The organism is Gemmatimonas sp. (assembly GCF_044345575.1).
Taxonomy (GTDB): Bacteria; Gemmatimonadota; Gemmatimonadetes; order Gemmatimonadales; family Gemmatimonadaceae; genus Gemmatimonas.
Map to the genome: position 1 here is coordinate 1 of NZ_JBIJAW010000077.1, position 12,151 is coordinate 12,151.

Annotated in this window: 10 protein-coding genes and 2 pseudogenes; 2 read left to right on the plus strand and 10 right to left on the minus strand. The window is 67.4% G+C overall.

The window, feature by feature from the left end:
* The 3 genes and pseudogenes from ACIQ6O_RS06755 to ACIQ6O_RS06765 form a co-directional block, all read right to left on the minus strand.
* Positions 1-931 (minus strand): annotated as a pseudogene (locus tag ACIQ6O_RS06755) (hypothetical protein); the annotation flags it as partial.
* Entirely contained in the window at positions 889-2,679 is a 1,791-nt protein-coding gene (locus ACIQ6O_RS06760) for a cytochrome b N-terminal domain-containing protein (RefSeq protein ID WP_396207018.1), read from the minus strand. The pseudogene ACIQ6O_RS06755 and the gene ACIQ6O_RS06760, both read right to left, overlap by 43 nt.
* Entirely contained in the window at positions 2,679-3,167 is a 489-nt protein-coding gene (locus tag ACIQ6O_RS06765; protein WP_396207019.1) for a ubiquinol-cytochrome c reductase iron-sulfur subunit, read from the minus strand. The genes ACIQ6O_RS06760 and ACIQ6O_RS06765 overlap by 1 nt, the downstream gene beginning before the upstream one ends.
* A gap of 316 nt (positions 3,168-3,483) precedes the next feature.
* Between ACIQ6O_RS06765 and ACIQ6O_RS06770 the strand changes: the two genes are divergently transcribed.
* Positions 3,484-3,936 (plus strand): cytochrome b562, encoded by a 453-nt coding sequence (locus tag ACIQ6O_RS06770; RefSeq protein ID WP_396207020.1) that lies wholly within the window; start codon positions 3,484-3,486, stop codon positions 3,934-3,936.
* A gap of 66 nt (positions 3,937-4,002) precedes the next feature.
* Here ACIQ6O_RS06770 and ACIQ6O_RS06775 read toward each other — a convergent pair whose 3' ends face one another.
* The 6 genes from ACIQ6O_RS06775 to ACIQ6O_RS06800 all read right to left on the minus strand — a co-directional run bounded on the left by ACIQ6O_RS06775 (position 4,003) and on the right by ACIQ6O_RS06800 (position 11,201).
* Positions 4,003-5,064, minus strand: a complete 1,062-nt coding sequence (locus ACIQ6O_RS06775; RefSeq protein WP_396207021.1) for a lyase — start codon at positions 5,062-5,064, stop codon at positions 4,003-4,005.
* The gene (locus tag ACIQ6O_RS06780; RefSeq protein ID WP_396207022.1) at positions 5,061-6,644 is read right to left on the minus strand and encodes an ATP-binding protein; all 1,584 of its coding nucleotides are present in this window, start codon (positions 6,642-6,644) and stop codon (positions 5,061-5,063) included. The genes ACIQ6O_RS06775 and ACIQ6O_RS06780 overlap by 4 nt, the downstream gene beginning before the upstream one ends.
* Positions 6,645-6,647: 3 nt before the next feature.
* Positions 6,648-7,328: a response regulator gene (locus ACIQ6O_RS06785; RefSeq protein WP_396207023.1), complete on the minus strand. Its 681-nt coding sequence runs from the start codon at positions 7,326-7,328 to the stop codon at positions 6,648-6,650.
* Between the two features lie 32 nt (positions 7,329-7,360).
* Positions 7,361-8,515: a GIY-YIG nuclease family protein gene (locus ACIQ6O_RS06790; protein WP_396207024.1), complete on the minus strand. Its 1,155-nt coding sequence runs from the start codon at positions 8,513-8,515 to the stop codon at positions 7,361-7,363.
* Between the two features lie 537 nt (positions 8,516-9,052).
* Positions 9,053-10,615, minus strand: coding sequence for a cryptochrome/photolyase family protein (locus tag ACIQ6O_RS06795; protein WP_396207025.1), 1,563 nt, complete (start codon positions 10,613-10,615; stop codon positions 9,053-9,055).
* Between the two features lie 49 nt (positions 10,616-10,664).
* Positions 10,665-11,201, minus strand: a complete 537-nt coding sequence (locus tag ACIQ6O_RS06800) for a hypothetical protein (RefSeq protein ID WP_396207026.1) — start codon at positions 11,199-11,201, stop codon at positions 10,665-10,667.
* A gap of 59 nt (positions 11,202-11,260) precedes the next feature.
* Between ACIQ6O_RS06800 and ACIQ6O_RS06805 the strand changes: the two genes are divergently transcribed.
* A complete protein-coding gene (locus ACIQ6O_RS06805) occupies positions 11,261-11,908 on the plus strand; it encodes a DUF4126 domain-containing protein (RefSeq protein WP_396207027.1) in 648 nt (215 codons plus the stop codon).
* 2 nt (positions 11,909-11,910) lie between these two features.
* Here the strand turns inward: ACIQ6O_RS06805 and ACIQ6O_RS06810 are convergent.
* Positions 11,911-12,151, minus strand: a pseudogene (locus ACIQ6O_RS06810) (DUF2269 domain-containing protein); the annotation flags it as partial.

Below are 12,151 nucleotides of genomic sequence, written 5' to 3' on the forward strand. Positions count from 1 at the left end.
CACCCGGTTCCTGCACGTGCGCCGAATAGACAAACCGTTCGTTCGGCTGCGTACGACCGCGAATCTCGGCCACCAGCGTGCGCTCGGGGCGACGCGCGAATGTGGTGCGCACCAGCGCGGTTACTTGTACGGGCCCGGTGCGTAGCGCGGCCTGCAGCGTGTCGTACGACTGCTTCGACACCCACAGCACCCACCCCGGACGGATGGTGTCGCGGGCGATGCCGGTGAACTGAATGGCGCGCGGGTGCTTGCTCTGCTGGTTGTACTTGGGGAGCGCCTGCGTGGCGAGCACGCCCACCGCGCCGGCACGCTGAGCGCGTGGGAGCACGAGTCGCGCATTGCCGGTGGTGAGCACGATGGCGCCCTTCACATTGGCCGACTGGAACACACTGTCGCTGCCGGTACCCACGTCCACCAGCTGGGCCGTGACGCCACGCTCGGGTGTAGAGACCGAGTTGATGGCGATCATGTTGAGGTTGGTCGCCAGCGACTGCAGTGGAGCGTTGCGTCCAACAATGGTGAGTCGCGCGTCGTGCGGCGTCCACGCCTCGTTGGCCATGTCGCGTGACTCGATGCGAAACACGAAGCGATCGGTGGGCTTGGCCTTCGACTCTTCCATGTAGCCCGCGGCGCGCAGCAGCGACGCCACCGAATCGATGGCGAGATCGAACCCTTCGTTGCCCGGCAGCCGGAAGTAGCGCTGCACGTACTCCACGGTGGTGAAGGCGCGCCGGCCATCGATGCCGCGATGCACCGCATCGGTGATGGCGCGGAAGGCGGCGGGCACGGCACTCTGGGCCGGTGCCGCCTGGGCGGTGACCGTGTGAGGCGCCGCACCGGCCAGCGCCAGACTACCGGCTACCACCGCGAGACGGCCGGCCCGTGTCGTCATCGGCGCGCCGCGGCTACGGTCGATGGCGGCATGCGCCATTCCTTGCGCAGCCAATCCACCACCATCGCGATCTCCTTGTCGCTCAGGCTCTTTTCCTTCCCGAACGACGGCATCCGATCGTTGTCGCGTCCGAAGAAGCGCGGATGCTCGGGATCGTTGATGAAGGCGATCATCCACTCGCGTGAGCCCCACCCGGTGAGCTCCGGGCTGTCGGTGCCGACGTCCTGGAACTTGTGGCACGAGGCGCAGCCGTAGTCGGTATTGCGCATGTAGGTGATCCCGGCGGCGATGCGCGCACTGTCGCGCTGATCGAGGGCCTTCTGCGAGGCGAGCTGCGCCTGCGACGAGAGCGCGAGTACCACATTGGCGCGGGTGGCCTTCTCTTCGTCGGTCTCCGGCTGATGATCACCCAGCCAGCCGGTCATGTCGCCTTCGGTGTGGATGGTGCCGCCCCAGTATTTGCGGCTGAGAATCGTGTCGGCGTGCAGGAAGCCGCTCACCCACGCGCGCGAGCCGAAGTCCTTGAGGTCCGACGCCGAAATGGAGTCGGCAGGCAGCGGATAGCCCAAGCCGTCGTGTCCGTCGAACCGATGACACGACGCACAATTGCGCGAAAAGATGCGCGGCCCCTGCGTGTAGGCGTCCTCGCGCATGAGCGTGAGCGCCCCCGTGGTGGGAATGCCAGTGCTGGCGAGCTGCACGGCACGTTCGGCGTCACGCGCGGCGATGCGGCGCGAGATCTGATAGTCGGTGTCGTTTCGGTCGGCCTGGAACGCCTGGACGGTGAGGAGTCCCGCGCCGGCGAGCAGCACGCCCAGCAGCCCCACGTTGAAGCGATGGCCAAGACGCCAGCGCCCGAGAATGGGCATGGCGGCGATGAGCACCAGCACCAGCGTGGGGAGCACGATGGCGCCGATGATTTCGGCGCTGCCAGGGAAGTACTTGAGGAACTGGAACAGGAACAGGAAGTACCACTCCGGTCGTGCGGCGGCGAACTGTTCGGCCGGATCGGCGGGGGCACCCAACGGCGCGCCGTGTTCGCGCACGGCGAAATACAGCACCGCCGCGAACACCGCGAGACAGGCCACGGCATCGCGCAACACCTGCTCGGGCCAGAAGCCTTCATCGGGTTTGCGGATGGGCTGCGTGGGGGTGAGCCCATGACGACGGAAGAGATACACGTGCCCCACGATCATCAGCCCGATGAGCAGCGGCACGAGCCCGGCATGCAGCGCGAAGAAGCGCGTGAGCGTGTGATGGCCGTAACTCGCGCCGCCGACGAGAATCGTCTGCAGCGCGGTGCCGATACCGGGGCTCATGCCCACGAGATTCGTGGAGACCGCGGTGGACCAGTAGCCGTTCTGGTCCCACGGCAGCAGATAGCCCGTGAGCGAGAGCGCCAGCACCAGCAGCAGGAGTGCGACTCCGAACCAGTAGTTCACCTCGCGCGGCGCCTTGTACGCGCCGTCGATCACCACCTGCATGAGATGCAGCACCAGCAGTGCCGTCATCGCCTGCGCGGCGAAGTGATGGATACCGCGCAGCAGCCAGCCGCCCCACATCTGGTTCTGGATCCAGTACACGCTTTCCCACGCCGTCTGCGAGCTCGGGCTGTAGGACATCCAGAGCGCGATGCCGGTGATGATCTGCACCACGAAGAAGAACGTGAGCGTGCTGCCCCACACGTATCGCCAGCGGGCACCACCGGGGACGTTCTCGAACAGCGCTTCGTGCACCAGCCCCTTGTAGCCGGTGCGCGAATCGAGCCAGTTGCGCCAATCGCTCATCAGACCGCAGTCCGTTCGGGGGAGCCCTTCCGGAAGTTCTGGAACTTCACCCACACCTCGCCGTCACGGACGACGGCTTCGAGCGGATCCATGCCGCGCGGGCTGGGGCTCTTGGGATCGGCAATGCTGCCGTCGAGCGCGAAGCTGCTCTTGTGGCAGGGGCAGAAGTAGCCGCGGCCCGAGGCGTTGTAGCCCACGCTGCAGCCGAGGTGCGGGCAGGTGGTGTGCAGCACCCGGACGCTGTTGTCGCCGGTGCGCTGGATGTACACGCTGCCCACGGGGACGTTTTCGGTGCGGTTCCAGGCATCCACCAGCGTGTCGAGCACGGGGAACTTGCGCGGTTCACCGCCCTCGGGGAGGGCGGCGAACGACGTGACGCGTACCATGCCCCGCGTATCGCCTCGACGACGTAGGGGGTCGAGGATGGGAAACAGCCCCGCGATCGGGGCGGCGACGGTGATCAGTCCACCGATGACGGCGGCGGACACCTTGGACACAAAGGACCGGCGATCGGAGGGAGCCTGGTCGGCCGGGGCCTGGGAGGGGCGTTCGGACATCGCTACGTGCACTCCGGAGGGGCAGGGGGTGCGTGGTCGGGCGGGATCGCGCGGAACCATGGCGCGGGGGCACATCGTCATTCTACGCGAGGGCCCGGAGGTTCGCTGGTCACGGTGGGCGGTCCGTCGCAGCATTTCGGCCCCGAGATGCGTACCTTTTCGGGTCTTCGCGCGCTCAGTCGACGCGCGTGGCCGCCCCTCGGCCGTCGCACGTGGCGACGGCTTCGTCTCCAATCTTTTCGTGCACATGACCCTTCGCATCCGGAATTTCGGCGCGGCGCTGGTGCTTGCCCTTTCGCTGTCGACCACCGCGCACGCCCAGGACGAACCGAAGACGCCATTGGGCAAGAAGATGGCGACCATGAACACGGCGCTGAAGGCCGTGGGCCGGCAGATCGACGATCCCTCGAAGAACGCCAACACGCTCGAGCAGATCGCGATCATCGAGACCAACGCCAAGGCCTCGCTGACGATGGAGCCGGAGAAGAAGGGGAAGATCCCGGCGGCGGATCAGGCGAAGTTCATCAGCGACTATCAGGCCGAGATGAAGAAGCTGCTCGTCGTGGTGGACAAGATGAAGGCCGCCGTGAAGGCGGGGAACAACGCCGAAGCGTCGAAGATTCTCGACGACGTGAAGGGCGCCCAGCGTGAAGGGCACAAGGAGTTCCGCCTCAAGAAGGCCGGCGCACCGCCGGTGTGATCGGGAGGCTGAGAGAAAACGGGGAGCTGACAATTGTCGGTTCCCCTTTTTTCCGTTTTCCCCGTTTCACCCGATGGGCTTGCGACCAGGTGCCGGCACGACAGCGCGGCCGATGGTGCCGCGGTCGCTGCCGAACCAGATGCTGCGCGTGTTCTTGTCGAACACCATGTGGCGCACGGTGTTGGGCTTGGCCGGGCCGAGGTCCGTCTGGGCGATGAACGTGTTGCTGCGCGGATCGAAGCCCACGAGGCGGTTGGGCTGACGGCCGGTCTCCACGAGCCACAGCCGGTCGGCATCGTCCACGGTCATGGCGTAGGGCATGCTGGTGGCGCCGCCGGGAAGCGCCCACTCCTTCACGGCGCCGCTCACCGGATCGAGACGGCCCACGAAGCCGCGCGAGTAGTCGCCGTACCACACGGCCCCGTCGCTGGTGAGGGCAATGCGACGACCGCGTGCGCGCTCATCGGGTAGCATGTACTCGCGCACCCGCATGCTCTTCGGGTCGATGGTGCCGAGCTTGTTGGTGCCGAACAGATTGAACCACGGGCGTCCGCTCTTGTCGAGCACGATGCCGTACGGCCGCGAGCGCGGCGTGAGCATGGTGGCGAGCGTGATCTTGCCGGTCTTCTTCTCGAGGAAGCCCACCATGTTGCTGTTCTGCAGCGTGAACCACAGATCGCCCGACGGCGTGAACGTGATGGTGTGCGGATCCTTGGCGTTGGGGTCGGGCATGGGATAGCGCGTGATCTTTCCCGTGTTGCCGTCGATACGTCCAATCATGCCGTTTCGATTCCCGGCGTACCATGCATCACCCTGCGCATCAACGTTGACCGTGTGCGGGTTGGTGCCGGCGTCGATCTCGAAGCGCTCGAATTTCTTCGTCTTCGAATCGAATCGTGCCACGTAATTGCCTTCCTGCCCCACGAACCAGATACGCCCCTGCGGGTCGACACTCGGATCACGTGGTCGTCCCTCGGCGCCCCACGGTACGTCCCATTCGGTGAGCTGCACGGTATCGGCTGCGGGGCGTGCCTGTGCGCCGAGTCTCATGATCGGCGCCGTGAGGGCACACGCGGTGAGAAGCACGACCAATCGAACCGCGAGGCGGGAGCGCGGCGACGACATCATGGTTGGTCTCCGTCGGAAGGGATGAGCGGCAACGACACCCTGAACGTGGCGCCCGGAGACGCATCGAGCAACGTGATACTCCCGCCGTGGGCATGGGCGATGGCCTGCGCGATGGCGAGCCCGAGCCCGGCGCCAACGCCGGACGCTTCGGACGCGGGGTCAATCCGGTCAGCTTCGTGCACACCGTGGACGAACCGCTCGAAGATGCGGTCGCGCTGCGTCGGCGGAATACCGGGCCCCTCGTCGCGCACGGTCAGCACGAGGGTATTCCCATCCCGGTGCTGATGGACCGTGATGCTGCTGTCCGCCGGGGCATGCTTGAGGGCATTGTCGAGCAGGTTGAGCAACAACCGGCGCAGCAGCTGCGCATCGCCGCGCACGCGCGCCGGCACCTCGGTGAAGTCCGTGCTGCTGTAGACGGCGACCCGCTGCGTATCGGCCAGCGTCCGCACGCTGCGGGTCGCGTCGGCCACGAGTTCGCCGACATCTACCGCCTCCCGACGTACGGCGTCTCCGCGCGTCGCGTGCGCGGCCGCATCGACTCGCGTGAGCAGGAAGAGGTCGTCGACGATGCGCGAGAGGCGCACGGATTCCCCGTGGATGACACCGAGCGCTTCGCGGTACTCCTGCGATGTGCGTTCGGCCCGACGCAGCGTCACATCGGCTTCCCCGCGAATGATGGCGATGGGGGTGCGTAGTTCGTGCGAGGCATCGGCCACGAACTGCCGCTGGGTACGAAACGCATCCCCCACGCGTCCGAGCAGGTCGTTGATGATCTGCGCGAGTCGGCCCAGTTCGTCGTGCGGGTTCACCACCGGCAGGCGGTCGTCAAGGCTCGCCGCGGTGATACTTGCGGTTTGCGTGACGATGGCGTCGAGCGGGGCAAGGCTGCGACGCGCGAGCAGGAAGCCGGCGATGATGGAGAGCAGCAGCGCGAGCGGAATGGCCAGGAAGATGGTGGTGCGCACCTGGCTGAGCAGCTGCACATCATCCTGTTCCGGGCGCAGTGCGGCAATGAGCAGCGCCGGTTCTCCCTCGTCGCCGACTTCGGGCTCCACCCGCAGCAACGCCGCCCGCGCCGGACCCGTTTCGAGCGTGATCTCGCGAATCACCACCGACGAATCGTTCAGGGCACCGGCGTCGCGCTGCGCGCGGACGCTCGTCATGAGATCGCGCACGGCCGCCGGAAGCACCACTGCGGGGGATTCGCGTCGCTGCGTGCGGTCGGTGCTACGTTCAATGATGTCGCCCAGCTCTGGCTGCCGCGCCGCCATGAGCTGCTCAGCTTCGTCGGTAATGAAGATGTCCAGGTCGCCGGCGCGCAGCTCACGCAGGACCGCCTGTTCGTGTTCGCCGCGCACCTCTTCCACTTCACCACGCGCGGCCGCGGCGCGACGCTCGGCGAGAATGGCACCTGCCACCACGCGGGCCGATTCGCCCACCACGGTGGCCGCGCGCTGGTGCAGCACGCGCTCGAGCGTAAGCCAGCCAGCCCACGCGAAGGCCACGAGGAGGAAGGCCAGCACACTCGCGTTCCAGAGCGTGAGCCGTACGAGAATGGATGTGCGGACCGGTTTCATGCGTCACCCCGGCGGATCATCGGTGAGGATGTAGCCCACGCCACGACGCGTGTGCAGCACCGGCGTGTCCGAATCGCGATCGATCTTGCCGCGCAATCTGTTCATGTACACTTCCACCGCGTTCGTGAACGGATCGTGGTTGTCGTCCCACACGTGGGCTACGATGTCGGCCCGCGACACCACGCGCCGGACATTGCGCGCGAGCAACTCGAGCAGCGCGAACTCCTTGCCGGTAAGCGTGATGTTCGTGTCGCCGCGGGTCACCGAGTGTGACTGGAGGTCGATCACGAGATCGGCCACCTGCACGCGCATGGGCTGCACCGCTTCGGGGCGGCGCAGCAGCGCGCGCAGTCGTGCGAGCAACTCACCGAAGTCGAACGGCTTCACGAGATAATCGTCGGCGCCGGCGTCGAGCCCGGCAATGCGATCGGCCACGGCATCACGCGCGGTGAGCATGAGCACCGGCGTATGCACGTTGCGTGCGCGCAGCGTTTCCACCACGGTGAAACCGTCAGCGCCGGGGAGCATCACGTCGAGTACGATGGCGTCGTAGCTATTCACCACCGCCTGCGTGATGGCGGAGGGGCCGTCGGCGCAGTGATCCACGGCATACGCCTCCTCGCGCAGCCCACGCGTAACGAGAGCGGCGAGGCGGGGATCATCTTCGACGACAAGGATACGCATGCAGGGAAATACGTCGCGGGAGGGTGATTCGCTCAGACGCGTGGCGGCCGTGCACGCTTCTTTTCCTCGGGACGGCGGCGGAACCAGCTGGCCACGAGGTAGAACTCGTCGAGGTCGTGCGTGGGCACGTCAGCGCCACTCGGGTCGGTCCCGTCGTACACCCGTGCCACGAGCGCATCGAACGACTCCCGTTCCTCGTCGGTGCGCGGCGCCCGTACCTCCGCGCGCACGGTGCCGCGACGGATGAGATAGACCCACTCCGTATCGGCGTGCCCGACGGCATGATAGCGAAAGGTGAGGCGATCCACGTTGGCGTGAAAATGCTGCACGCGTTCATGCAACCAGCGTACGACTTCGAGCCGGTCACGCAGCACGCCGGCTTTCTCGAATGCCAGCTCTTCGGCGGCCTGCTGCATGGCGCCTTCGAGGAGCCGCACCGGGACGTCGCTGCGTCCTTCGAGAAAGGTGCGGATGTCATCGGCCGCTTCACGATACAGCAAGGCGTTGCCGGCGCCGATGCAGGGCCCGGCGCAGGTGCCGAGATCGTGTCGCAGGCAGCCGGGAGCGCGGGAGCGCGCCGTGCCGCGCGGGCGCGTGGATGCATCGCTCGTGAACCACAGCGCGCTGCCACGGCTGGTACCGGTGCCACGCACCGTATCCTCGAGGGTGCAGTCACGCAGGCCGGTGGCTTCGGCGAGCGCCCGCACGGCGTCGCGCACGCGCGCCACCCGACGGAACGGCCCGAAGAGGGCGACGGCTGAGGGGTCGTCGGAGCGCGCGACGACGCGCAGGCCGGGGACGGTGCCGCCGGTGAGCGCCACGTAGGCGCGCGGCCACTCGTCCATCACCATCATGGTGTTGAAGTGCGGCCGGTACTGCTTGATGAGGCGCAGTTCGCGCAGGAGGGCACCGAACTCGGTGTTGGTGTACTCCCACTCGATGTGAAATGCATGGCGCAGGATGCGGGCGGCCTTGTTGCGGCGTCCCTTCGCCCTGAAGTACGACAGCAGCCGCGTGCGCAGTACGCGCGATTGACCCACGTAAATCACGGTGCCGGTGGGGCCGAGCATGCGGTAGACACCCGGCCGGTTTTCCACGCCTTCGCGCACGAGCGCGCGCAGTTGCTTGCGATGCGCGGGCGTGGTTTGCGGCGGTTTGACGTGGAGGCGGGGCGCGGGGTCCGTCATGCTGGCAATCTAGCTTTGGTGATTGCGACCGCCTTGAGGTTGGTGTGTGGGGCACGCCCCGTTCACTCCGCACACCCCGTTCGCTGCTCTCTTCGGGGGTGGCCGTGCGCTGCGCTGTCGCTCCGCGCCGGCGTCACCCCCTCAGGGATCCGCTCACGGGGGTGCGGAGCGCCCGGGGCTGCTTCAGCTCCTGCGGTCGCGGCACCAGAGGTGAGGGCGCATCGCGCGGCGCGCTCGCTGAGGGCAGGACGGCACCGCCGTGGGCGCCCGGGCTGAGAGGTGAGGGGTGAGACTGGCCGGCGTCGCGTGATGCCGAAGGAAGTTTGTAGTGTGTAGTGGCAGTTGTCGGTGGTTAGTGCGGACGGGTTGATGTAGCCCCGGGCGCCCCGCCGCCCGGCGAGCGGATCTCTGAGGGGGTGACGCCGGCGCGCGGAGGAGCGCAGCGACGAATGCGCGCTCGGCCACCCCCGAAGCAAGCCGCGAGTCGGGTGAGCGGGAGCGACCGGGGCGTGTCGCGCGCACCGAAATTCCCTCGACCTAGCCCTCGTACGCCAGCGACTCGCGAAACTGCTGCGCTTGACGGCGAATCTGCACCAGCTCGGTGTCGGCCATGCCGTCGAGATGCTTGGTCATCATGCGCATGCGCGGGTGCTTGGCGAAGCGCTCACGATGCTGGGCCATGAAGTCCCAGTAGAGGAAATTCATCGGACACGCATCCGGGCCCGTGCGCTGCTTCACGTCGTAGCGACACGGGCCGCAGTAGTTGCTCATGCGATTCACGTAGGCGCCGCTGGCCACGTACGGCTTGCTCGCGAGGGCACCACCGTCGCCCCACGTGCCCATGCCCGCCACGTTGGGCAACTCCACCCACTCGTACGCATCGGTGAAGCCGGCCCAATACCAGCGCGATAGCGCGGCGGGCTGTACTCCCAGCATCGTCGCGAAGTTGCACTGAATCATGAGCCGGCCGATGTGATGCGTGCGGCCGTAGTCGCGCACCTGCCGAATCGTGTCGCTCAGGCAGCGCATCTCGCATGCCCCATGCTCGGCGCCGTCGTACGCATCGCCGTCAGGCGCCCAGAACCACATCGGCAGGCCGAGCGGTGCTTCGAGCGCATTCGCCGTGCGCAGCCCGGGCATGAGCTGCCAGTACATGCCGCGGATGTATTCGCGCCAGCCGAGGATCTGCCGAATGAACCCCTCGGCACTCGCGATGGGCACGTGCCCTTCGCGATACGCGCGCTCGGCGCGCTGCACCACCTCGAGCGGATGCAGTAGTCCCACATTGATGATGCTCGACAGCGTGCTGTGCAGCAGATCGGGGGCGCCGTGCACGAGCGCGTCTTCGTATGGGCCGAACTCGGGGAGTCGTTCCACCACGAACCGTTCGAGCCACGCCTTGGCATCGGTACGGGTGACCGGCAGGCCGAAGCGCTCTACCGAACCCCAGCGTCCCTTCCAGCCCGACACGCGGTCCATCTGTTCGCGCGTGACGGCATCGGGCTCCACGCGCCACACCTCGGGTACGGCACGACCCTTGGGCCACGGCTTGCGATTGTCGGCGTCGAAATTCCACTCGCCACCACTTGGCGTCCCGTCGGCCTCCATGAGAATGCCGTGCTTGCGGCGCATCTCACGGTAGAACCACTCCATGCGGTATTCCTTACGATCACGCGCCCACGTGGCGAATTCCTCACGGGTGGCGAGAAAGCCACGATCTTCGCGCAAGACGAGGGATACGCCAGCGTCGCCAAGCAACGTGCGCGCCCGATCGAGCTCGTCCACCATGTCCTGCTCGCGCCCTTCGGTGGCCACGACGCGCGTGGCACCGAGTTCACCCGCGAGCGCGGCGAGCCCCTCGGCGTACGTCGGTGCATTACGCATCACCACACGATGGCCGGCAGCTTCGAGCGACGCCGCGAAATGGCGCATGGCCGACAGCAGCAGCACCAGCTTCTGCCGGTGCCACGGGAGCGACGCGCCCTTCGCCACCGATTCGAGCAGGACGACCACGACATCGTCGCGCGGTTCGCGCGGGATGTTGGCGACGGCGCGCGAGCATTCCCACGGCGCCACGAAAGCGAGAGTCAGAGCGGACACGCGGGGGGAACGACCGAAACACCGGGGGTCGTTCCCGCGCGCGGAGCCGTCAGCCCTGTTTGGACGTTGGTGACGTGTTCACGAACCGGCGCGAGAGCGCGACGAGGCACCACAGGGCCGTGGTGAGCACCAGCACGAACTTGGCACTCGCCGCGACGCCGGCAAGCATGGCCATCGTCCCGCTCGGCCCGCTTTCGATCATGCGCCACAGGCACCAGTTCTCGAATGCATCGAGCGGCATGCAGGCCAGCACTGCGGTGCCCAGCACACCCCCGGCGCGGTACATCGTGCTGCCGGTGGCGGTGAAGCGCGGGGCGCGCAGCAGCCGCACACTCCACCAGAAGAACCAGGGATACACCAGCAGGAAGCCCACGTCGACGCCCAGGCTTACCCGCGCGCTCTCGGTGACCCCGGCAATGCGCCACACGTCGAGGATGGCCTTCGCGCGGTCGGCGGTGAACGCCAGTTCGTACGCCACGATGCCGCCGGGCGTGACGGCCGACAGGGGCGCATCGATACCGCGCAGCTGCAGCAGCAGAATGCACGAGAGGGTGGCGAAGAACAGCCACGTGAGCAGGCGGGACATTCCCACAGGGTAGCGTCCGGCATTCGCCGGCGGAACGGGAAGGCGCTATTTCTCAGTCTATGGATTTCTTCCCCGTCACGGCTGACGCCCTGTTGGGTATCGCGGTGGGGCTCGGTCTGGCCGCCGCCGCGGGCTTTCGCGTCTTCGTGCCGCTTCTGGCAGCGGGGATCGCCGCGAAAACTGGGGTGCTGTCGCTGTCGCCCGAGTTCTCGTGGCTGGCGAGCACGCCGGCGCTCGCCGCGCTGGGCACGGCCACGCTGCTGGAGGTGGGCGCGTATTCGGTGCCGTGGCTCGACCAGCTGCTCGATCTCGTCGCCACGCCGGCGGCGATGCTTGCGGGCATGCTCGCGGCGGCGAGTGTGGTCGTGGATTTGCCGCCCGTGCTCAAGTGGAGCGCCGTCCTGCTGGCCGGCGGTGCGGCTGGGGTGACGCAGGGCGCCACAGTATTCACCCGCTTCAAGAGCACCACGCTCACGGGCGGCGTGGGCAATCCCGTGGTGAGCACGCTCGAACTCGTGAGCGCGGTGGTCACGAGCGTGCTGGCGATCTTCCTGCCCTTGCTCACGTTGGTCGCCGTGCTGCTGTTGTTCGTATTTTTCACGCGACGCGTGCACGGCGTGCTGTTTGGACGCAAAGCCGCACGCAACGCGGCCAGTGCCGCGAACGGCCCGCCGCGGATTCCGCGCGGGCCGACCAAGCGGGGGTAGGGTTACACCGGCTTTGCCACCATGCACCACACCGCGAAGACGAGCGGCGCGGTGGCGGTCCACCCCCACAGGTTCCAGCGCGCGTAGGCGCGCACGAGCGCGGCGTCGTCGGCACCACCGGTGTGCCGCACCATCGTGCGCTGCGCGGGCACGAGGATCACCAGCCAGAGCAGCGTGGACGTGGCGAGTGCCAGGAGCCCCAGGCGAATCCACAGGGTGCCCCAGAGGGGCAGGCCGCGCAGC

Excerpts from the sequence above, each read along its gene's own strand:
- ACIQ6O_RS06775 (WP_396207021.1), bottom strand. The coding sequence starts at position 5,064 with ATGATGTCGTCGCCGCGCTCCCGCCTCGCGGTTCGATTGGTCGTGCTT.
- ACIQ6O_RS06805 (WP_396207027.1), top strand. The coding sequence starts at position 11,261 with ATGGATTTCTTCCCCGTCACGGCTGACGCCCTGTTGGGTATCGCGGTG.
- ACIQ6O_RS06785 (WP_396207023.1), bottom strand. The coding sequence starts at position 7,328 with ATGCGTATCCTTGTCGTCGAAGATGATCCCCGCCTCGCCGCTCTCGTT.
- ACIQ6O_RS06760 (WP_396207018.1), bottom strand. The coding sequence starts at position 2,679 with ATGAGCGATTGGCGCAACTGGCTCGATTCGCGCACCGGCTACAAGGGG.
- ACIQ6O_RS06800 (WP_396207026.1), bottom strand. The coding sequence starts at position 11,201 with ATGTCCCGCCTGCTCACGTGGCTGTTCTTCGCCACCCTCTCGTGCATT.
- ACIQ6O_RS06790 (WP_396207024.1), bottom strand. The coding sequence starts at position 8,515 with ATGACGGACCCCGCGCCCCGCCTCCACGTCAAACCGCCGCAAACCACG.
- ACIQ6O_RS06780 (WP_396207022.1), bottom strand. The coding sequence starts at position 6,644 with ATGAAACCGGTCCGCACATCCATTCTCGTACGGCTCACGCTCTGGAAC.
- ACIQ6O_RS06770 (WP_396207020.1), top strand. The coding sequence starts at position 3,484 with ATGACCCTTCGCATCCGGAATTTCGGCGCGGCGCTGGTGCTTGCCCTT.